Source organism: Streptomyces sp. VRA16 Mangrove soil (assembly GCF_017377775.1).
Lineage (GTDB): Bacteria > Actinomycetota > Actinomycetes > Streptomycetales > Streptomycetaceae > Streptomyces.
In genome coordinates, this window is record NZ_JAFVLN010000010.1 from 184,507 (window position 1) to 205,161 (window position 20,655).

The 20,655-nt window shown below is 72.4% G+C and carries 21 protein-coding genes; 15 read left to right on the forward strand and 6 right to left on the reverse strand.

Features of this window, described 5'->3' with window-relative positions:
* Positions 1-42 precede the first annotated feature (42 nt).
* Entirely contained in the window at positions 43-1,242 is a 1,200-nt protein-coding gene (locus J3486_RS26365; RefSeq protein WP_307804945.1) for a glycosyltransferase family 39 protein, read from the forward strand.
* A gap of 84 nt (positions 1,243-1,326) precedes the next feature.
* On the opposite strand, the gene J3486_RS26370 is transcribed toward J3486_RS26365, so the two are convergent.
* Positions 1,327-1,950, reverse strand: coding sequence for a PH domain-containing protein (locus J3486_RS26370; RefSeq protein ID WP_207824473.1), 624 nt, complete (start codon positions 1,948-1,950; stop codon positions 1,327-1,329).
* A 203-nt stretch (positions 1,951-2,153) separates the two neighbouring features.
* Positions 2,154-2,939: an IclR family transcriptional regulator gene (locus J3486_RS26375; protein ID WP_207824475.1), complete on the reverse strand. Its 786-nt coding sequence runs from the start codon at positions 2,937-2,939 to the stop codon at positions 2,154-2,156.
* Positions 2,940-3,175: 236 nt separating this feature from the next.
* On the opposite strand from J3486_RS26375, the gene J3486_RS26380 reads away from it, so the two are divergent.
* The 6 genes from J3486_RS26380 (at position 3,176) to J3486_RS26405 (ending at position 11,046) form a co-directional block, all read left to right on the forward strand.
* On the forward strand, positions 3,176-4,807 hold the full coding sequence (locus J3486_RS26380; RefSeq protein WP_207824477.1) for an OPT/YSL family transporter: 1,632 nt from the start codon (positions 3,176-3,178) through the stop codon (positions 4,805-4,807).
* A 267-nt stretch (positions 4,808-5,074) separates the two neighbouring features.
* Entirely contained in the window at positions 5,075-6,139 is a 1,065-nt protein-coding gene (locus J3486_RS26385) for a DUF917 family protein (protein ID WP_207824479.1), read from the forward strand.
* Positions 6,132-7,592, forward strand: coding sequence for a M20/M25/M40 family metallo-hydrolase (locus tag J3486_RS26390; protein WP_207824482.1), 1,461 nt, complete (start codon positions 6,132-6,134; stop codon positions 7,590-7,592). The genes J3486_RS26385 and J3486_RS26390 overlap by 8 nt, the downstream gene beginning before the upstream one ends.
* 150 nt (positions 7,593-7,742) lie before the next feature.
* Positions 7,743-8,711: a deoxyribose-phosphate aldolase gene (gene deoC, locus J3486_RS26395; protein WP_207824718.1), complete on the forward strand. Its 969-nt coding sequence runs from the start codon at positions 7,743-7,745 to the stop codon at positions 8,709-8,711.
* Positions 8,712-8,717: 6 nt separating this feature from the next.
* Positions 8,718-10,154 (forward strand): aldehyde dehydrogenase family protein, encoded by a 1,437-nt coding sequence (locus tag J3486_RS26400; protein WP_207824484.1) that lies wholly within the window; start codon positions 8,718-8,720, stop codon positions 10,152-10,154.
* Positions 10,147-11,046 carry an aldehyde dehydrogenase family protein gene (locus tag J3486_RS26405; RefSeq protein WP_207824485.1) on the forward strand — a complete coding sequence of 300 codons (900 nt, stop codon included), beginning with the start codon at positions 10,147-10,149 and terminating at the stop codon, positions 11,044-11,046. Before J3486_RS26400 ends, J3486_RS26405 begins: the two co-directional genes overlap by 8 nt.
* Before the next feature lie 79 nt (positions 11,047-11,125).
* Here J3486_RS26405 and J3486_RS26410 read toward each other — a convergent pair whose 3' ends face one another.
* Complete coding sequence (locus J3486_RS26410; protein ID WP_307804946.1) at positions 11,126-11,875, reverse strand: TetR/AcrR family transcriptional regulator; 750 nt, start codon at positions 11,873-11,875, stop codon at positions 11,126-11,128.
* A 130-nt stretch (positions 11,876-12,005) separates the two neighbouring features.
* Between J3486_RS26410 and J3486_RS26415 the strand changes: the two genes are divergently transcribed.
* Positions 12,006-12,599, forward strand: a complete 594-nt coding sequence (locus J3486_RS26415) for an NADPH-dependent FMN reductase (protein ID WP_207824489.1) — start codon at positions 12,006-12,008, stop codon at positions 12,597-12,599.
* A 7-nt stretch (positions 12,600-12,606) separates the two neighbouring features.
* Positions 12,607-14,037, forward strand: coding sequence for a DHA2 family efflux MFS transporter permease subunit (locus tag J3486_RS26420; protein WP_207824491.1), 1,431 nt, complete (start codon positions 12,607-12,609; stop codon positions 14,035-14,037).
* Between the two features lie 3 nt (positions 14,038-14,040).
* On the opposite strand, the gene J3486_RS26425 is transcribed toward J3486_RS26420, so the two are convergent.
* The gene (locus tag J3486_RS26425) at positions 14,041-14,451 is read right to left on the reverse strand and encodes a hypothetical protein (RefSeq protein WP_207824494.1); all 411 of its coding nucleotides are present in this window, start codon (positions 14,449-14,451) and stop codon (positions 14,041-14,043) included.
* Between the two features lie 97 nt (positions 14,452-14,548).
* Here J3486_RS26425 and J3486_RS26430 point away from each other — a divergent pair, with 97 nt between their 5' ends.
* Positions 14,549-15,241 carry an ATP-binding protein gene (locus J3486_RS26430; protein WP_207824495.1) on the forward strand — a complete coding sequence of 231 codons (693 nt, stop codon included), beginning with the start codon at positions 14,549-14,551 and terminating at the stop codon, positions 15,239-15,241.
* 160 nt (positions 15,242-15,401) lie between these two features.
* Here J3486_RS26430 and J3486_RS26435 read toward each other — a convergent pair whose 3' ends face one another.
* Positions 15,402-16,166, reverse strand: a complete 765-nt coding sequence (locus J3486_RS26435; RefSeq protein WP_207824498.1) for a SigE family RNA polymerase sigma factor — start codon at positions 16,164-16,166, stop codon at positions 15,402-15,404.
* A 192-nt stretch (positions 16,167-16,358) separates the two neighbouring features.
* On the opposite strand from J3486_RS26435, the gene afsQ1 reads away from it, so the two are divergent.
* The 5 genes from afsQ1 (at position 16,359) to J3486_RS26460 (ending at position 20,093) form a co-directional block, all read left to right on the forward strand.
* On the forward strand, positions 16,359-17,036 hold the full coding sequence (gene afsQ1 / locus J3486_RS26440) for a two-component system response regulator AfsQ1 (RefSeq protein WP_207824500.1): 678 nt from the start codon (positions 16,359-16,361) through the stop codon (positions 17,034-17,036).
* A complete protein-coding gene (locus tag J3486_RS26445) occupies positions 17,033-18,601 on the forward strand; it encodes a HAMP domain-containing sensor histidine kinase (protein WP_207824503.1) in 1,569 nt (522 codons plus the stop codon). The genes afsQ1 and J3486_RS26445 overlap by 4 nt, the downstream gene beginning before the upstream one ends.
* On the forward strand, positions 18,598-19,203 hold the full coding sequence (locus J3486_RS26450) for a hypothetical protein (RefSeq protein ID WP_307804947.1): 606 nt from the start codon (positions 18,598-18,600) through the stop codon (positions 19,201-19,203). The genes J3486_RS26445 and J3486_RS26450 overlap by 4 nt, the downstream gene beginning before the upstream one ends.
* A 67-nt stretch (positions 19,204-19,270) precedes the next feature.
* Positions 19,271-19,813, forward strand: coding sequence for a VanZ family protein (locus J3486_RS26455; RefSeq protein WP_207824505.1), 543 nt, complete (start codon positions 19,271-19,273; stop codon positions 19,811-19,813).
* Positions 19,814-19,892: 79 nt separating this feature from the next.
* On the forward strand, positions 19,893-20,093 hold the full coding sequence (locus J3486_RS26460; RefSeq protein ID WP_207824506.1) for a PspC domain-containing protein: 201 nt from the start codon (positions 19,893-19,895) through the stop codon (positions 20,091-20,093).
* Between the two features lie 70 nt (positions 20,094-20,163).
* Here J3486_RS26460 and J3486_RS26465 read toward each other — a convergent pair whose 3' ends face one another.
* Positions 20,164-20,523, reverse strand: a complete 360-nt coding sequence (locus J3486_RS26465; RefSeq protein WP_207824508.1) for an ATP-binding protein — start codon at positions 20,521-20,523, stop codon at positions 20,164-20,166.
* Positions 20,524-20,655: the final 132 nt, after the last annotated feature.

Here is a 20,655-nt window from a genome sequence, read left to right on the forward strand (position 1 = left end):
TGCCCCCGGCCCATCCCCCTCCCGCCCCCAGGAGCCGCAGCCGTGCCCCCGACCGCCGCCCCCGAGGCCCCCCTTCTCCCGCGCGCCAGAAGGAGCCGCCCCGCCCCCGCGGCGATGACCAGGTTCCGGGCCCGAGCGGCCCGTTCGCTGCGCCGCGCGGCCCCCGCCCTGTACGCGTACGCGGCCGTCCGGCTCTTCTCGCTCCTCGTCCTCGGTGTGTGGGCGCACAAGCAGGGCCACGGCGTCTGGCCGACGCTCGCCCACGACTGGGACTCCAAGTGGTACCTGGGCATCGCCGACCACGGCTACGCCCGCACCCTCGGCACCCGGCACAACGCCAACAACCTGGCGTTCTTCCCGCTGTACCCGAGCCTCGTCAAGGCCGTCGCCGCGGTGACCCCGGGCTCGCGCGCCACCGTCGGCCTGATCCTCGCGATCGGCTGCTCCTTCGTCGCCGCGTGGGGGATCTTCGCGGTCGGCGACCGCCTGTACGGCCGCCGCGTGGGCATCACGCTGACCTTCCTGTGGGCGTGCCTGCCCGTCGGCCTGGTCCAGTGGATGGGCTACACCGAATCGCTCTTCACCGCGTTCGTGGCCTGGTCCCTGTACGCGGTGCTGACCGGCCGCTGGGTGTGGGCGGGCACGCTGTCCGCCCTCGCGGGCCTGACCCGTCCGACCGGGATCGCCGTCGCGGCGGCGGTCTCCCTCACGGCGCTGGTGTCGTTGCGGCGCCGCTTCTCCTGGCGGGTACTGGCCGGCGGCCTGCTCGCGCCGCTCGGCTGGTGCGCGTACGTCGGCTGGGTGGGGCTGCGCCTGCACCGCTGGGACGGCTACTTCGCCGTGCAGCGCCTGTGGTGGAACCAGCTGGACGGCGGCGTCGAGACGCTGCGCCGGATGCGGGAGCTGTTCGCGTACGACTCCACGCCCGAGCTGTTCCTGGTCCTGGTCTCGCTGACGCTGATCGTGTCGGCGGTGCTGTGGCTGTTCTCGCTCCTGGACCGCCAGCCGCTCCCCCTGCTGGTCTTCACCGGGGTGCTGCTGGTCATCGTCCTCGGCAGCGGCGGGGTCTACTTCCCCCGGGCCCGCTTCCTGATCCCCGGCTTCCCCCTGCTGCTGCCGCTTGCGCTCGCCCTGGCCCGGACGACGTCGCGCCGGGTGCGGGTGATCGGGGTGACGGGCGCGGTGCTGGGGGCCGCGTACTTCGGGGCGTACATGGCGCTGGTGTGGCCCAGCGCGCCGTGACCCGGTTCAGCGGGTCGAGCCGGTTCAGATCTCGGCGACGGTGCGCTCGTAGGGGTTCAGCGGGTTCAGCGGGTTCAGCGGGTTTCAGCGAGTGAGGAGCAGTACCGCCAGCAGGACCGCACCCGCCGCGGCCGGCGCGATGATCTCGTAGGACCAGCGCACCGTCGGCTCGCCCTGCGCCGCCGGCTCCGCGGCGCGGGTCTCGCTCAGGTCGCGCAGCTCGTCCATGAACTGGTCGGTGGCGGCGCGCGTGGGGCGGTCCTGGGTACGGCCGGTGCCGACCAGCGAGCCGCGGCCCGGGTCGTTCGCGGCGGCGGCCCTGGCGAGGTTGCGCTGGGCCTTCTTGCGGGCGCGCAGCGACACCGGGACGGCCCAGAGCTGGTACTTGGTGCCGGCCTGGTCGAGGACCTCGTTGGAGTACCCGGAACGGAACCCGGCGACGGCCGCCCACGGCAGCGTGATCACCCGGAACGGGTTGCGGACGCGCAGCCGGTCGCGCCCCACGAAGACGGCCGGGCGGATGGTGAACGCCACGACGAGCGGCACGACGAGGAGCAGCCCCGCGAGCGCCAGCCACGGGGTGCGGCCCGAGCCGCTGATCACGGCGTCGAGGCCGAGCCAGGCACCGAGCGCGAGCAGCAGCACGCCACCCGCGATGCCCATGGGCGACCTGTGGACGCGGTCGGCGGTCGGGGTTTCGCTCGTCATGCGCACGATTGTGCCTGACGTGTGCCTGACGCCGCCCGCGAGCCCGGGGTCAGGAGGCGTCACGGGCACCGCACGGGGTTCCGCGGCGGCCGAGCCATGTCTATGTTTCTAGAACTTGGTACCGGATTCTAGAACTCGAAGAGATCGGCCCGCTGGTCGCACGGTGACCGGCGGGCCGGGCCGGGAGACCGTGGCCCGGGAGGTCAGTCCCCAGGCTCGGTGAAGCGCAACCAGTAGGGGTCGCCGATGCGCTTGCCCACGCGCCGGGCCACCTCGCGCACCGCCCGGCCGTAGCGGGTGGCGACGGCGTCGTCGCGCAGGTCGGAGGCCGGCAGCGCGATGCCGATGCCGAAGATCTGCCCGGTGTCGGAGTCGAGCACGGCGCTGGAGATGCCGCCCACGCCCTGGACCCATTCGCCGCGCGAGACGTCCCAGCCGTCGGCGCGAACGCGGGCCAGCGTCGCGAGCAGTTCCCTGCGGGTGGCCGGGGCGGTGCCGGTGCTGTGTTCGAGGCGCGTGGGCCCGTCGTCGTACAGGCGCAGCACCTCGGCGTCGTCGAGGCGGGCCAGCAGGGCGCGGCCCATGGAGCTGGCGTAGCCGGGAGCCCGGGTGCCGGCCGGGGTGTACGCCTGAAGGGCTCCGGTGCCGATCCGCATGTGCAGCACCAGCGACTCGGAGCCGTCCAGGACGTCCACGTATCCCGTGTAGCCGGTGTCGGCGACCAGGCGGGCGGCCTCCTCCTCCAGCAGCGAGACCGTGCCGCGGGAGGTGCGGAAGTGGTACGACGCCTCCATGATCAGGCCGCCGGGCCGGTAGGCGCGGGTGAGCGGATCGCGGTCGAGGAAGCCGTACTCGGCCATCATGCTCAGCGTCCGCGAGACCGAGCTCTTGGGCAGCCCGAGCTCCGCCGCGACGTCGGTCACGGTGACGTCCCGCTGCAGATGCGCCATCAGGCGCAGCACGTCCCGTGCGTTGGCGAGTGTGCTCACCGTCTTCGTCCTCCCCCTGCCGATCCGGGCCGGTGACGATCGTATGCGGCCCGCGTGAGCGCCGGGACGCACCCGCGGGCCGCTCACATGCTGAGACCACATCCCGACACCTTGACGGACGACCCGCCCCCTATGGATGATCCGGCTATTCCAGATATTCGGATTAAGTTCCAGATTATAGAACTCACCAAGGTTGGTCGCGAGGCGCACGCCCCGCCCGCCCTTCAGGAGCACCCATGAGCACCGCCGACACCGCCCGGCAGGTCCGGTCCGACGCCCCGAGCACGGACGGCACCGCCACCGGGCGCCGCCACCCCCGCGCCCTCGCCCCCGGCAATCTGCTGCTGACGCTGGTGCTGAGCGTGTTCGGCGCAATCGTCGGCGTACAGCTGCTCGCCACGCTCGGTGTCACGCCGTCGACGTCGCTGATCGGCGCTCTCGCCGCCATGACGCTGGCCCGGATCCCGCTCGCCGCCTTCCGCGGCTTCCGCTCGGTGCACGCCCAGAACCTGGCGCAGACGAGCATCTCCTCGGCCACCTTCGGCGCGGCCAACAGCCTCTTCCTGCCGATCGGCATCCCGTTCCTGTTCGGGCTGCACGACATGATCGTGCCGATGCTGATCGGCGTCTCCGCTGCGATGCTGGTAGACGCCTGGCTGCTCTACCGGATGTACGACACCCCGGCCTTCCCCGCGAGCAACCCCTGGCCGCCGGGGCTCGCGGCGGCCGAGGCGATCAAGGCGGGCGACGAGGGCGGCCGGCGCGCCGGGGTGCTCGGCCTCGGCCTGGTCACCGGCCTGCTCGGCGCCGTGTTCGCGCTGCCCATGTCGGCCTTCGGTGTCGCCCTGATCGGCGGGCTCGCCGCGATGGCCGCGTTCGGCGCGGGACTGCTGATCATCAGCTACGCCGAGCCGCTGTTCGGCCTCGACCTGAACTCCCTGTACCTGCCGCACGGCATGATGATCGGCGCCGGTCTGGTGGCCCTGGTGCAGGTCGGCCGCACCATCCTCAAGGCCCGCCGCGGCGGCGCCGACACCCCCGCCGCCACCAGGGACGGCGCCCGGCGCCTGGGCACCTCGATGCGGCTCGGCCTCGGCGCGTACCTCGCCATCTCGGTGGCGCTCGCGCTCGGCACCGGCCTGGTCACCCACATGAGCCTCGGCATGCTGGCCTGCTTCGTGCTGTACGCGACCGTCGCCGCGTTCCTGCACGAGCTGCTGGTCGGTATCGCCTCCATGCACTCCGGCTGGTTCCCTGCCTTCGCCATCGCCCTGATCACGCTGCTGATCGGCATCGTCGTCGGCTTCCCGCCCGAGGCGCTCGTCGTGCTCTCCGGCTTCACCGCGGCCACCGGACCCGCCTTCGCCGACATGGGCTACGACCTCAAGGCGGGCTATCTGCTGCGCGGCGAGAACGCCGACCCCGCCTTCGAACTGGCGGGCCGCCGCCAGCAGTTGATCGCCGCGATGATCGGCTTCGTCGTCGCCATCGCCGTCGTGGCCGTCTCGTACCGGATGTTCTTCGACAGCGGGCGGACCGCGCCGATCGACGCCGCGTACGTCGCCGCCATCAAGGCGGGGCCGTCGGCGGAGACGGCCCGCCATCTCGCTCTCTGGGCCGTCCCGGGCGCGATCGTCCAACTGCTCGGCGGGCCGCGGCGCCAGCTCGGCATCATGCTCGCCACCGGCCTGCTGATCACCACCCCGATGGCCGGCTGGATGGTCGTCGCGGGCCTCGCCGTGCGCGTCCTCGCACCCCGGATCCTCGGCGCGAAGGCCAAGGAGAACCTGGAGATCTTCGCGGGCGGCGCCATCGCGGGCGACGCCCTCTACTCCTTCGGCAACGGCGTCGTCACCGCCGCCAAGTAACCGCCCACCCCTCCGGCGACGCCACCGGCGTCGCCACCGCCACCGCCACCGCCACCGCCACCGAGCAATCGCCCACCCCTCCGGCAACAACGTCACCACCGCCGCCGAGCGGCCGACCACCCCTCCGGCAACTGCGTCGCCGCCGCCGAGCAGCCGCCCACCCCTCCGGCAACAGCATCACCACCCGCCACCAAACAACCGCCCCACGCACCACTTGCACTGCCTGCACCACCTGCACCACCTGCACCACCACCCCAAGGAGCCCCCGTGAAGCGACAGTTGACCCACGACGACATCAAGGCCGCGGTCTACGGCGGCGCCGTGCTCGGCGGGGGCGGCGGCGGGTTCGTCGAGCGAGGCCTGCGCACCGCGGAACTGGCCCTCCAGGTCGGCACGCCCGAGCTGTGGTCCGCCGACGAGTTCGCCCCGGACGCGCTGACGGCCACCGTCGCCCTGGTCGGCGCCCCCGCCGCACCCGACCCGCTGGTGCTCCCCACCCAGCTGCTGCGCGCCCTGGAGCTGCTCCGTCGCGACCTGCCGCGCCCGCTCGCCGCGATCCACACCAACGAGAACGGCGCCGAGACCACCATCAACGGCTGGTTCCACTCTGCGATGACCGGCCTGCCCGTCATCGACCTGGCCTGCAACGGCCGCGCCCACCCCTCCAGCCAGATGGGCGCGATGGGCCTGCACGCCGAGGACGGCTACCGCTCCTACCAGGGCTACGCGGGCGGCAAGCCGGGCGCCTACGTCGAGGGGTCGACCGGCGGCCGGCTGGACGCCACGTCGAACGTCGTGCGGCGCGCCTCCGTCGAGGCAGGCGGCTGGGTGGGCGCGGCCCGCAACCCGGTCGAGGTCGGCTACGCCGTCGAGCACGGCGCCCCCGGCGCCATCAGCTTCGCCATGGAGCTGGGCCGCCGCTTCCTCGCGGACGGCCCCGAGGGCGCGGCCGCGCACCTGGGCGGCGAGATCGCCGTCACCGGCACGGTCCGCACGTACCGCTGCGAGCAGCGCGAGGGCCTGGACGTGGGGGTCGTCGTGCTCGACGACGCCGCGGGCACCACCCTGCACTTCGTCAACGAGTACATGGCGCTGGAGCTGGACGGCGAGCGCCGGGCCGCGTTCCCCGACCTGATCACGACGTTCGACGCGGAGGGACAGCCCCTCGCGTCGGCGCACGTCACGGCGGGCGAGAGGATCAGCGTGCTGGTCGCCCCGGCCGCGCGCCTGCCCCTCTCCCGCACGATGTACATGCCCGAGCTGTACACGCCGCTGGAGGACCTGCTCGGTATCACGTTCGCCCCGGCCTCGAAGGTCCTGGCCGATGCCTGAGCCCGCACCCGCGCCGGCCGCCGACCCCGTTCTCGTACGGGACTTCTGCGACAGCCGCTGGGACACGGAGCTGCTGCCGCTCGTCGAGGAGCACATCCGCGTTCCCGCCGTCAGCCCCGCCTACGACGCGGACTGGGAGGCCCACGGCTTCCTGGACCGGGCGGCGCGGGCGGCGGCCGCCTGGCTGCGCACGCAGGCACCGGCCCTGCCCGGACTGCGCGTCGAGGTGCTCCGGTCCCCCGGCCGCACCCCGCTGGTCTTCTTCGAGGTGCCGGGACACGGCAGCCGCACCGACGAGACAGTCCTGTTCTACGGCCATCTCGACAAGCAGCCCGAGGGTGACGGCTGGAGCGAGGGCCGCTCCGCGTGGGAGCCGGTCTTCGACGGCACCCGGCTGTACGGGCGTGGGGGCGCCGACGACGGATACGCGCTGTTCGCCGCGTTCACCGCGGTCCGCGCGCTGGCCGAGCAGGATGCGGCCCGGCCGCGCTGCGTCGGCGTGTTCGAGGCGGGCGAGGAGTCGGGCAGCCCCGACCTCGACCACTGGTTCGGCGCGCTCGCCCCGCGCATCGGCGAGGTGGGCCTGGTCCTCTGCCTGGACTCGGGCGCGGGCGACTACGAGCGGCTGTGGCTGGTCACCTCGCTGCGCGGCGCCTGCGGCGGCACGCTCGACGTGCGGGTCCTGGACGAGGGCGCGCACTCCGGGGACGCGGGCGGGGTCGTGCCCTCCACGTTCCGCGTCGCCCGGCTGCTCCTGGACCGCCTGGAGGACGCCGCGACCGGCGAGCTGCGTTGCGCGGCCCTGCACGGCGAGGTGCCCGCCGCGCGCCGCGCCCAGGCCCGGGACGCGGCCCGGATCCTCGGCGACCAGGTCGCCCGCCGCTTCGCCTGGCACGCGGACGCGTCCCCGGTGACCGCCGACCCCGAGGAACTGCTCCTGAACCGGGCCTGGCGCCCGAGCCTGGAGGTGACCGGCGCGGACGGCCTGCCGCCCGTCGCCTCGGCCGGCAATGTGCTGCGCCCGCGCACCCGGCTCAAGCTGTCGCTGCGGCTGCCTCCGACGGTGGACGCCGCAGCGGCGGTCGCCGAGGTCGCCCGGCTCCTGGAGGCCGACCCTCCGTACGGCGTATCGGTGCGGTTCACCCCGGACCGGGTCCTGGCCGACGGCTGGCACGCGCCCGCCGAGGAGCCCTGGCTCGCGGCGGCCCTCGCCGGGGCGAGCCGGGCCTGCTTCGACGGGGCGGACCTCGCGCACATCGGGCAGGGCGGCACGATCCCCCTGATGGGCAGGCTCAGCCGGCAGTTCCCGGCCGCGCAGTTCCTGGCGTGCGGCGTCCTCGGCCCCGGCGCGAACGCCCACGGCCCCAACGAGTCCCTCCACGTCCCGTACGCCCGCCGCCTGACGTCCGCCCTGGCCCTGACCCTGAACGCGTTCGCGCACCGCACGGCCTGACGCGGGATCCCCGCGCCTCCATCGACGAGATGCCGCACCACAGACGCGCGTCCCAGGGGCGCGGGCAACCGCCGGACGAGAAGGCGCCGCCCCCGGGACCAAGGCCCCCTGTACAGCCGCTACGCGCGTAGATATGCTCCCCTCGTGACCATGTCCACTGCACCCGCATCCGCCCATGCCAAAGAACACGCGCTGACCGACGCCACCGCATCCGAGGCCACCCTGCGCCGCTTCCTCCACGGGCTGCCCGGCGTCGACGCGGTGGGCCTGGAGGCCAGGGCCGCCGCGCTCGGCACGCGATCCATCAAGACCACGGCGAAGGCGTACGCCATCGACCTGGCCATCTCGATGATCGACCTGACGACCCTTGAGGGCGCCGACACCCCGGGCAAGGTCCGGGCCCTCGGCGCGAAGGCCGTCAACCCGGACCCGACCGACCGCACGACGCCCCGCACGGCCGCCGTCTGCGTCTACCCGGACATGGTCGCCACCGCGAAGGCCGCCGTCGCCGGGACGGACGTGAAGGTCGCCTCCGTCGCCACCGCCTTCCCGGCGGGGCGCGCCGCGCTCGGCGTGAAGCTGGCGGACGTGCGGGACGCCGTCGAGGCCGGCGCCGACGAGATCGACATGGTCATCGACCGCGGCGCCTTCCTGGCCGGTCACTACATGAAGGTCTACGAGGAGATCCGCGCCGTGAAGGAGGCCAGCGGGTCCGCCCGGCTCAAGGTCATCTTCGAGACCGGCGAGCTGTCCACGTACGACAACATCCGCCGCGCGAGCTGGATCGGCATGCTGGCGGGCGCCGACTTCATCAAGACGTCGACCGGCAAGGTCGGGGTGAACGCGACGCCCGCGAACACCCTCCTGATGCTGGAAGCCGTACGGGACTTCCGCGCGGCCACCGGCGTCCAGATCGGTGTGAAGCCCGCGGGCGGCATCCGCACCTCCAAGGACGCCGTCAAGTTCCTGGTGCTGGTGAACGAGACGGCGGGCGAGGACTGGCTCGACAACCACTGGTTCCGGTTCGGCGCCTCCTCCCTCCTCAACGACCTGCTGATGCAGCGTCAGAAGCTGGCCACCGGCCGCTACTCCGGTCCCGACTACGTGACGGTGGACTGATCACCCATGGCATCTGTATTTGAGTACGCCCCCGCGCCCGAGTCGCGTTCGGTCGTCGACATCGCGCCGTCGTACGGCCTGTTCATCGACGGCGAGTTCGCCGAGGCCGCCGACGGCAAGGTCTTCAAGACGGTCTCCCCGTCGACCGAGGAGGTCCTCTCCGAGGTCGCGCAGGCCGGCGAGGCCGACGTCGAGCGGGCCGTGAAGGCCGCCCGCAAGGCGTTCGAGAAGTGGTCGGCGCTGCCGGGCGCCGAGCGCGGCAAGTACCTGTTCCGTATCGCGCGCATCATCCAGGAGCGCAGCCGTGAGCTGGCCGTCCTGGAGACGCTCGACAACGGCAAGCCGATCAAGGAGACCCGCGACGCGGACCTCCCGCTGGTCGCCGCGCACTTCTTCTACTACGCGGGCTGGGCGGACAAGCTGGACCACGCCGGGTTCGGGCCGAACCCGAAGCCGCTGGGCGTGGCCGGCCAGGTCATCCCCTGGAACTTCCCGCTCCTGATGCTGGCCTGGAAGATCGCCCCGGCGCTCGCCACCGGCAACACGGTGGTGCTCAAGCCCGCCGAGACGACCCCGCTGTCCGCCCTCTTCTTCGCGGACATCTGCCGCCAGGCGGGCCTGCCGAAGGGCGTCGTCAACATCCTTCCCGGGTACGGCGACACGGGCGCGGCGCTCGTCGCGCACCCCGACGTGAACAAGGTCGCCTTCACCGGCTCCACGGCCGTCGGCAAGCAGATCGCGCGCACGGTCGCGGGCACGGACAAGAAGCTCACCCTGGAGCTGGGCGGCAAGGGCGCGAACATCGTCTTCGACGACGCCCCGATCGACCAGGCCGTCGAGGGCATCGTCACCGGCATCTTCTTCAACCAGGGCCAGGTCTGCTGCGCGGGCTCCCGCCTCCTGGTCCAGGAGTCGGTGCAGGACGAGGTGCTCGACGCGCTCAAGCGCCGCCTGTCCACGCTGCGCCTCGGCGACCCGCTGGACAAGAACACGGACATCGGCGCGATCAACTCGGCCGAGCAGCTGGCCCGGATCACCGCGCTCGCGGAGACCGGCGAGGCCGAGGGCGCCGAGCGCTGGAGCGCTCCGTGCGAACTGCCGTCGTCCGGCTACTGGTTCGCGCCGACGCTGTTCACGAACGTCACGCAGGCGCACACCGTCGCCCGCGACGAGATCTTCGGCCCGGTGCTCTCCGTCCTCACGTTCCGTACGCCGGAGGAGGCCGTCGCCAAGGCCAACAACACGCAGTACGGCCTCTCGGCCGGCATCTGGACGGAGAAGGGCTCCCGCATCCTCGCGGTGGCGAACAAGCTCCGTGCGGGCGTCGTCTGGGCCAACACGTTCAACAAGTTCGATCCGACCTCGCCGTTCGGCGGCTACAAGGAGTCGGGCTTCGGCCGCGAGGGTGGCCGTCACGGTCTGGAGGCCTACCTCGATGTCTGATTCCCAGGCGCGTCTGTCCGTCTTCAAGACCTACAAGCTGTACGTGGGCGGGAAGTTCCCGCGTTCCGAGAGCGGCCGGGTGTACGAAGTGACCGATGGCAAGAGCGGCGACTGGCTGGCCAACGCGCCCCTCTCCTCCCGCAAGGACGGCCGTGACGCGGTGGTCGCCGCGCGCAAGGCGTTCGGCGGCTGGTCGGGCGCGACGGCGTACAACCGCGGGCAGGTCCTCTACCGCGTCGCCGAGATGCTGGAGGGCCGCCGCGAGCAGTTCGTGCGCGAGGTCTCCGAGGCCGAGGGCATCGGCAGGTCGAAAGCGGCGGCCGTCGTGGACGCGGCGATCGACCGCTGGGTCTGGTACGCGGGCTGGACCGACAAGATCGCCCAGGTCGTCGGCGGCGCCAACCCGGTCGCCGGCCCCTTCTTCAACCTCTCGACCCCGGAGCCGTCCGGCGTCGTCACGGTCCTCGCGCCGCAGGACTCGTCCTTCCTCGGCCTGGTCTCGGTGATCGCCCCGGTGATCGCGACCGGCAACACGGTCGTGGTGGTCGCGAGCGAGAAGAGCCCGCTGCCCGCGCTCTCCCTCGGCGAGGTGCTCGCCACGTCCGACGTGCCCGGCGGCGTCGTCAACATCCTCTCCGGCCGGGCGGCGGAGATCGCCCCGTCGCTGGCCGCGCACCAGGACGTCAACGGCATCGACCTGACCGGCGCCGACGCGGACCTCGCGAAGGAGCTGGAGATCGCGGCCGCGGACAACCTGAAGCGCGTACGCCGTCCCCAGCCTGTGGAGGACTTCACGGCGGACCCGGGCACGGACCGCCTGACCTCCTTCCTGGAGACGAAGACGGTCTGGCACCCGACGGGTTCGCTGGGCGCGTCCGGGTCCTCGTACTAGCCCGAGGCCCCGCGGAACCGGAAGCCCCGGCCCCTTCTCCGTCCAGGAGGGGCCGGGGCTTCCGCACGCCCACCGGGGCTCAGATACCGAGCCGCCGCGCGATCCCGTCCAGCACGCAGTCGAGGCCGAACTCGAACTCCCAGGCCGGGTCGTCCTTGCGGGTCGCCGACAGGGCGTACTTCTTGTAGGTCGGGTAACGGCCGCTCCGCATCAGGTAGTTCATCTGCGGGGCGAGCGCCTCCCGCGTCTCGTCGCCGCTCTTCCAGCCGTGCTGCTCGCGGTACTGACGCAGCGCGATCTCGGTCTGCGTGGCCCCGTGCACGAACGCGCCGACCGCACGGAACGCGGCCACCATCTCGTCCGCGTCGAGGCCGTGCCCTCCCAGCGCACTCAACTGCCGCTCCGCCACGGCCATCCGCGCCGGGGTGAGCTGGATGAGCGGCAGCGGCGCGCCCCCGAGCCAGGGGTGCCGGAGCATCAGCTCCCGTGTCTGCAGCGCGAACGAGCGCAGCACCTCGCGCCAGTCGGCCACGTCGTCGGGCACCGTCAGCTCGGCCGACACCCGGTCGAACATCAGCGCCCACAGATCCTCCTTGCCGGAGACGTGCCGGTAGGCGGCCATCGGCGCGACGCCCAGCCTGGCGGCCAGGCGGCGCATGGTCACGGCGGCGCCGCCCTCCTCGTCGGCCAGCTCCACGGCCGCCGCGGCGATCCGCTCCAGCGTCAGCGCGGCGCGCCGGGTGGGCGCGGGCCGCTCAAGGCGCTCCCAGAGCGAAGGCTCGACCAGGCGCTCCCCCTCGCCGCCCTCGGTCTTCTTCTGCGCCACCACGCCATCGACCCCTCTCGCTGCTCGTTTCCCACCCACCGACGTGTACAGCGTATCCCCAGTAGACGCCGTACACATTGATGTGTACGTTGTACGCCAATGAGTACGCCGTACACATCCAGGGGGTTCCACCATGCCGGGCACCACTGCGCTCCGCGTCGCCGTCCTCGTCGGCTCCACCCGCGAGGGCCGCTTCGCACCGGTCGTCACCCGGTGGCTGACCGGCCGTCTCGCCCAGCACGGAGATCTGTCCGCCGATGTCGTCGACCTCACCGAGACGCCGCTGCCGACCGTCCTGCCGGCCTTCGGCGAGGCGCCGCCACCCGGCACGACGGAGGCCCTCGCGGCGGTCTCGCCGCGCCTGGCCGCGGCCGACGCGTTCGTCTTCGTCACGCCCGAGTACAACCACAGCTTTCCGGCGGCCCTGAAGAACGCCATCGACTGGCACAACCGGGAGTGGCACGGCAAGCCGATCGCGTTCGTCTCGTACGGCGGGCTGTCCGGCGGACTGCGCGCGGTCGAGCAACTCCGGCTCGTGATGGCCGAGTTGAACGCCGTGACCATCCGCAACACGGTCAGCTTCCACCACGCGTACGCGGCCTTCGACACGGACGGCCGCGTCGACGACCCGGCCGTGGACGCCGCCGCCAAGGCGATGCTCGACCAGCTCGCCTGGTGGGCGCACGCCCTGCGCGACGCCAAGTCCGTCCGCCCGTACGCGGCCTGAGGCAGCCATGACGACTCTCACCCGGGAGATCCGGGACACCACGCAGCGCACGCCCTCCCGGCTGGTGATCGCCGGGCTGCTGCTCGGCATCGTGCTCGCCACGCTGGACGGCACGATCGTCGGCACGGCCCTGCCCGTCATCGTCGACGACCTCGGCGGCCTGGACCACCTGTCCTGGGTGGTCACCGCCTATCTGCTGGCCACCGCCGTCACCACTCCCCTCTGGGGAAAGATCGGCGACCTCTACGGCCGCAAGGGCAGCTATCTCACCTCGATCGCCGTGTTCCTCGCCGGCTCCGTGCTCTGCGGGCTCGCCCAGGACATGGGACAGCTGATCGCGTTCCGGGCGGTGCAGGGCATCGGCGCGGGCGGCCTGTTCGTCGGCGCGCTCTCCCTCGTCGGCACGCTGCTCGGGCCCGCGGGGGCGGGCCGCTCGCAGTCCGTCATCGGCGTGCTGCTGCCCGCCGCGATGATCGGCGGCCCGCTGATCGGCGGTTTCCTCACGGACCAGCTGGACTGGCGGTGGGTGTTCTACGTCAACGTGCCCATCGGGGCGGTCGCCCTCGCCGTCGTCGGAGCGGGCGTGCACGTGCGCACCGAGCGCGTGCGGGCCCGGGTCGACCTCGCGGGCGCGGCCCTGCTCACCGTCACGATCCTCGCCCTGACGCTGCTGTCGTCCTGGGCCGGGACGACGTACGCCTGGACGTCGCCCCCGATCGCGGCGCTCGCCGTGGTCGCGGTGGCGGCCCTCGCCGGGTTCGTCGCGGTGGAGCGGCGCGCGGCCGAGCCGGTGATCCCGCCCCGCCTGTTCCGCGACCGCAACTTCGGCGTCGCGCAGGTGCTGAGCTTCACCGCGGGGGCGGCGATGCTCGCGGCCGCCACCTATCTGCCGCAGTACATGCAGCACGTACGGGGCATGTCGTCGACCGGCAGCGGACTGCTGCTGCTCCCCCTGATGCTCGGCATGATGGGCGCCCAACTGGCCATCGGACGCCGGGTGAGCGGCGGCGGCCGCTACCGGCCCTACCCGCTCGCGGGCGGCGCGCTGGCGACGGCGGGCGCCCTGTCCCTGCTCCTGCTGGGCACGCAGACCCCGGCCTGGGCGGCGTCCGCCCTGACCCTGGCGCTCGGAGTCGGCCTGGGCTGCCTGCTGCAACCCTCGCTGCTGATCACCATGAACAGCGCCGAGCCCCGCGACCTGGGCGCGGCCGGCGGGACCCAGACGCTGCTGCGGACCGTCGGCGGCTCGCTCGGGGTGGCGGTGCTCGGGTCCGTCTTCATCCAGCGGGCGCACGGCGGCGCCGGGCCCGCGGCGATCGTCGCCGGACTGCACGGGGTCGCGGTCGGCACGGCGGTGCTGTGCGCGGTGGCGTTCGGGGCGGCGCGCCTCGTACGCGAAGTGCCGCTCCGCACACAGCGGTCCGTACGCGAGTCCTGAGGGTCAGCCGGGCAGCACACCGGTGGCGGGGCCGACCACCGGCAGGTCCTTCAGCGCGCCGCCGGACGTGATCGGGGCCGTGACGGCGGCCGTGCTGACCGGCTTGAAGTCGGCGATCTGGGTGCCGACCGCGTTGTCCAGCGGGTCGACGCCGGTGCCGGCCAGCGGGTCGAGGCGCAGCCCCTTGACGACACCGAGGCCGCCGACCGTCGAGGAGTGCAGCGCGTTCGACACCGCCTGCCCCGGCGAGACGTCACCGGAGGTCGCGGCCGGCCCGGCGTCCTGCGGCGCCGCGGCACTCGCGGCACCGCCGCCGCCCGCGACGACCGCACCGGCCGCGGTCACGGTGAGGCCGACGCGGAGCAGCGAACCACGGGCGCGGGAAGGGGACTTGGGGGCTGAGTGTCGGGACATGTGATTCCGCCAGGATCCTCGGGTACGTCTTCGGAACTTGCCGCACGGCTCGGGTAACCGTTCGGCGACACAGCGTAGTTGACGTGGCGCCCGCCACATGGCCGCGACGCGAGGTCGGCACCCGGGCCCTGATGCCTCACACTGGTCTCTCGTGAGTTCGCATCCTCCGATACCGACCCGGGTCGTCCTGCTGTCCGGCCCCTCCGGCTCCGGCAAGTCGTCGTTCGCCGCCCGCTCCGGGCTTCCCGTGCTCTGTCTCGACGACTTCTACAAGGAGGCGGACGACCCGACGCTGCCGCTGGTGCCCGGCACCTCGGACATCGACTGGGACTCGCCGGACTCCTGGGACACCGAGACGGCGCTCGCCGCGATCGTCGAACTGTGCGAGAAGGGGCGGACGACCGTCCCGGTGTACGACATCTCGACCAGCTCGCGGGTGGGCGAGGAAGCACTCGACATCGAGCGCACGCCCCTGTTCATCGCCGAGGGGATCTTCGCGGCGGACATCGTGACGCGGTGCGGGGAGCTGGGTGTGCTGGCGGACGCGCTGTGCCTGCGCGGGCGCCCCTCGACGACGTTCCGCCGCCGGCTGCTCCGCGATCTGAAGGAGGGCCGCAAGTCGGTCCCGTTCCTGCTGCGCCGCGGCTGGCGCCTGATGCGTGCCGAGCGCACCATCGTGGCCCGGCAGGTGGCGCTCGGGGCGCACGCCTGCGGCAAGGAGGAGGCGCTGGGCCGGGTGGCGGCCGCGGCGGCGGGCCGCTGTGTGAAGGCGCGCAGCACGGCGCTGTAGACCTCGCCCGGCACCGGGCGGCCGAACACGGCAGAAGGTCCGGGCAGACCCCCCGTCCGCCCGGACCTTCCGTTTTCCCCGCTCTCCCCCGTGCTTCCCCCCGGTGTTCCCCCCGGAACTCCCCGCCTCCCCCGAAGCGGGCCCCCGTTCCCCCCCTGCCTCAGGCGACGAGCTCGCCGAAGGACTCTTCCTGGTCCCGGCCGAAGCTCAGGACCTCGTCGTCGCGCAGCCGGCGCAGCGAGCGCCAGATGCTGGACTTCACCGTGCCGACGCTGATGTCGAGGATCTCGGCGATCTCCGGGTCGGTACGGCCTTCGTAGTAGCGGAGCACGAGCATCGTGCGCTGCAGTTCGGGAAGGCGGGCCAGGGCCTGCCAGAGAACCGCCCGCAGCTCGGTGCCGCGCATCGCGTCCGTGTCGCCGACCGTCTCCGGCAGCTCCTCGGTCGGGTACTCGTTCAGCTTGCGGCGGCGCCACGCGCTGATGTGCAGGTTGGTCATGGTGCGGCGCAGGTAGCCACCCACGGCCGCCTTGTCACTGATCCTGTCCCAGGCCCGGTACGTCGAGAACAGAGCACTCTGGAGGAGATCCTCCGCCTCGAAGCGGTCCCCGGTCAGGTGGTAGGCGGTTGCGTACAGGGAGGCGCGGCGCTCCTGGACGTAGGCCGTGAACTCGGCCTCCGACAAGGACGTACGACGCTGCTCCCCCGATTCCTCCCTGTACGCGGCTCCCCCGTGGCCACCCCCGTGCCCCTCGTCGGCCACCGCCTCGTACGCGTCAACCACCGAAATGAACGTGGTGTGCTGACGCCCGGTGCCGCGAGCGCACCCCCGCCCGCTCACGGCACCGGACTTCTCGTGCCGGACCGCGACATCGTGCAGGCGCGTGACAACTGCGCTCGAGCTGGTGCTGTGCAGCGTGTTCATCTCGCGCCCCCCGTCGTGGAGTCCGGTTCTTCGCTTGCGTTCCTTGCGATGTCCAAAAGCTTGCCCGGGGGACTTCATGACGGTGTCCGTCGACTGTCACAGACCTGTCACAGCGCCTCCCACTGTGTGCGTCGCGTGTGGGAGGGCTCCGGCGGTCGAACTAAGGGCCTGTCATGGGCCAGAATGGCGCTCGTGCCTTCCCTGTTGCTGATCGAGGACGACGACGCCATCCGTACGGCACTGGAGCTGTCTCTGACGCGCCAGGGCCATCGGGTGGCCACCGCTGCCACCGGCGAGGACGGTCTGAAGCTGCTGCGTGAGCAGCGGCCGGATCTGATCGTGCTCGATGTGATGCTGCCGGGCATCGACGGTTTCGAGGTGTGCCGACGCATCCGGCGCACGGACCAGCTGCCGATCATCCTGCTCACCGCGCGCAGTGATGACATCGACGTGGTGGTCGGCCTGGAGTCCGGGGCCGACGACTATGTGGTGAAGCCGGTGCAGGGGCGGGTGCTCGACGCCCGTATCCGTGCCGTGCTGCGCCGCGGCGAGCGCGAGGCCAACGACTCGGCGTCGTTCGGCTCGCTGGTCATCGACCGCTCCGCGATGACGGTCACGAAGAACGGCGAGGACCTTCAACTGACGCCCACCGAGCTGCGGTTGCTGCTCGAACTGAGCCGGCGGCCCGGTCAGGCGCTGTCCCGGCAGCAGTTGCTGCGTCTGGTGTGGGAGCACGACTACCTCGGTGACTCGCGGCTCGTCGACGCCTGTGTGCAGCGGCTGCGCGCGAAGGTCGAGGACGTGCCGTCGTCGCCGACCCTGATCCGTACCGTGCGCGGCGTCGGCTACCGGCTGGACACGCCTCAGTGACCGAACCGCACCACAAGCTCCGTGGCTGGGCCGCGGCGAAGAAGGCGATACTGGCCGGCCTGCGCTTCACCAGCCTGCGCCTGCGGCTCGTCGTGGTGTTCGCCCTCGTGGCGCTGACCGCCGCCGTCTCCGCGTCCGGGATCGCGTACTGGCTCAACCGCGAGGCGGTCCTCACCCGGACCCAGGACGCGGCGCTGAGCGACTTCCAGCAGGAGATGCAGAACCGGGCGGCCGTGCTGCCCGAGCACCCCACGCAGGGCGAGCTCCAGCACGCGGCGAACCTGATGGCCGACAGCAGCCAGCACTTCAGCGTGCTGCTCATCGGCACGGACGAGAACGGCCGCCAGGTGGAGGGCAATTCGGATCTCGACGCCTTCACCCTTGCCGACGTGCCGGACTCGTTGCAGGACGCGGTGAACCGCAAGCAGTCGTCCTCCGGCGGCAAGAAGGACGGGTACCACCTGTACTGGCAGCGCACCACGCAGGGCGGCGACCCCTATCTGGTGGGCGGCGCGCGGGTGGCCGGCGGGCCGACCGGTTACATGCTCAAGTCGCTGGAGCCGGAGGCCAAGGACCTCAACTCGCTCGCCTGGTCGCTCGGGATCGCCACCGGCCTCGCGCTGATCGGCTCGGCGCTGCTCGCGCAGGCCGCCGCGACGACCGTCCTCAAGCCCGTGCACCGCCTGGGTGTCGCCGCCCGCAGGCTGGGCGAGGGCAAGCTCGACACCCGCCTGCGGGTCTCCGGCACCGATGAACTGGCCGAGCTGTCCCGTACGTTCAACAAGACGGCGGAGAACCTGGAGAAGCAGGTCGCCGACATGCGCGCGCGGGACGAGTCCTCGCGCCGGTTCGTCGCCGACATGTCGCACGAGCTGCGCACCCCGCTGACCGCGATCACCGCCGTCACCGAGGTCCTGGAGGAGGAGCTCGACGCGGAGACCGGTTCGGTGGACCCGATGATCGAGCCCGCGGTGCGGCTCGTGGTGAGCGAGACCCGGCGCCTGAACGACCTGGTCGAGAATCTGATGGAGGTCACCCGCTTCGACGCGGGCACCGCCCGGCTCGTCCTCGACGACGTCGACATCGCCGACCAGATCACCGCCTGCATCGACGCCCGCGCCTGGCTGGACGCGGTGGAGCTGGACGCCGAGCGCGGCACCATGGCGCGGCTCGACCCGCGCCGCCTGGACGTGATCCTCGCCAATCTGATCGGCAACGCGCTCAAGCACGGCGGTTCCCCGGTGCGGGTCGCCGTCCGCGTGGAGGGCGACGATCTCCTCATCGACGTGACCGACCACGGGCCCGGCATCCCGGAGGACGTGCTGCCGCACGTCTTCGACCGGTTCTACAAGGCCAGTGCCTCCCGGCCGCGTTCGGAGGGCTCGGGGCTCGGTCTTTCCATCGCCCTGGAGAACGCGCACATCCACGGCGGTGAGATCACCGCCACCAACTCGCCGGACGGCGGGGCGGTGTTCTCGCTGCGGCTGCCGCGCGACACGCGCGACGACGAGGACGAGGGCGAGAATCTCGTCGACGACTCCCAGGAAGGCGGTGCCGCCACGTGAGGCCGCACACCAGGCTGGCGGGCCTGCTCGGTCTGTCGGCGCTGCTGCTCGCCGGGTGCGGGATCAGGCCGACCGAGGTCCCCACCGAGTTCGGCGCGGCGCCCACCCGCGTGGGCTGCTCCCTGTCGGGCACGGACGGGGTGGAGACGCGGACGGGCGGCCAGTTCCCCGTGCAGATCTATCTCGTCTGTACGTCGCAGCTCGTGACGGTCGACCGTACGGTCACCCTGGAGCGCGGCCAGTCCTCCGAGCGCACCATGGTCGCCCAGCAGCTCCTGGCGCAGCTGGCGCAGCGGCCGTCGGCCGAGGAGTCGCAGGCCGGTTACTCCACGGACGTGAGCGCCAAGCTCAAGGTGTCGGGGCCCGGCAAGGACGACCCCGCCGAGGCGCTGCGGCTGAGCACCCCGCCGGACGACCTGTCGCCGTTCGCCCTCGCCCAGATCGTCTGCACCTTCGCGAACAGCAAGATGACGACGACGCAGAGCGGGGCCCATGTGGTGCTCGGCGGGCCCGGGGACGATCCGCTGCGCGACTACGAGTGCACGGACGCGGTGAAGGCCCGGCCGGGGAACATTCCGGCGCCGGCCGAGACGGTGGGCTGAGCCCGGTCGGCGGACCGGGCGGGACGGGTGTGGAACCGATCGTCCCGGGGGCGGCGTCTTGGGGTGCGTGCAGCGCCATCGCTCGGGCGGCCACAGGGCCGCCGTCCGCATCCGTACGGCAGGCTTCGCTCTCCTCGCCGTACATCTCCTGCTCGTCGCATGGATCACGCTGCGCCCCCTGGACGTGCCGTGGGTCAGCGCCGCCAATCTGCAACCGCTGGCCGGTATCCGCGCCGATCTGGCGCTCGGCTGGGCCGAGGGGGCCAAGCGCATCGGTGAGGGGCTGGGGCTGCTCGCGCCGCTCGGTGTGCTGCTGCCGCTCGCGGGCGGGCGGCTCTACGTGTCGGTGTGGGGTTCGCTGGTGCGTACGGTCGCGGCGGGCGCCCTGATCTCCCTCGGCATCGAACTGCTGCAGACCGGGGTGCCGGGACAGGTCGTGGACGTCGACTCGCTGCTGCTGAACACGGTGGGCGTGGCCGTCGCCCATGCGGCCGTGGTGCCCGCGCTGCGGGCCAGGCTCCGCCACAGGAGCGAGACGGTGCCCCTCCCCCTGGAGGAGCCGGCTCAGGGTCGGACCCCGACGATTACCAGGGTCGGCATCGCCCCGTGAGCTGACGTTTTGCCCCCTTCGTGACCGTACCTTCGAAGACGTAAGGACCTCACCGCAACGGTTCGCGAAGGAGCCCACCATGACCGCCCTGGCCCGCCCCACCAACGGACGGATGATCGGCGGAGTGTGCGCAGCGCTGGCACGGCGCTTCGGCACCTCCGCGACCACGATGCGCGTGATCTTCGTTGCCTCGTGTCTGCTGCCCGGCCCCCAGTTCCTCGTCTACCTCGCCCTGTGGCTGCTGCTCCCGAGCGAGGACAAGGCCCGTCAGGCCTGGTGACACCGGCTGTCCGCGCACGAAGGGGCGCACCCGCGAGATCGCGGGTGCGCCCCTTCGGTGTGCGTGCGGGTCAGGCGCCCAGGCCGCCCGGCAGACCGCCGGTGAGGCCGTTCACGGGAAGGCCGCCGAGGAGGCCGGAGACCGGGTCGCCGCCGTCGGTGGGGAGAGCCGAGGGGGCGGCGCGGTCGACGATGGGCTTGGCGGTGCTGAGCGTGCTGTCCAGGGCGTTCTGCCCGGCGGCCAGGGACTCGGGGGCACCGGCGGGCAGGACCTTCGTGACCGACTCGGTGGGGAGGTTCTGGGTCACGGAGCCCAGGGTCGCGGCGGCGTCCGGAACGCCCGGGGCGGCGTTCGCGGCACCGGCACCGGCGGCGGCGAAGGCGGCACCGAGAGCGGCGACACCGAGGGTCTTGGCAGCAGACTGCTTCATGTTGAGTGCGTCCTCATGACGTATGTCGTAGACGGGGCTTGAGCGGTCCACGACCGTAAACACGCCATCGGCGCGGTCGCAAACAACGAAAAGCGGTCGCGTGTCGAGACCCGTAACCCCTTCCGTGACCTG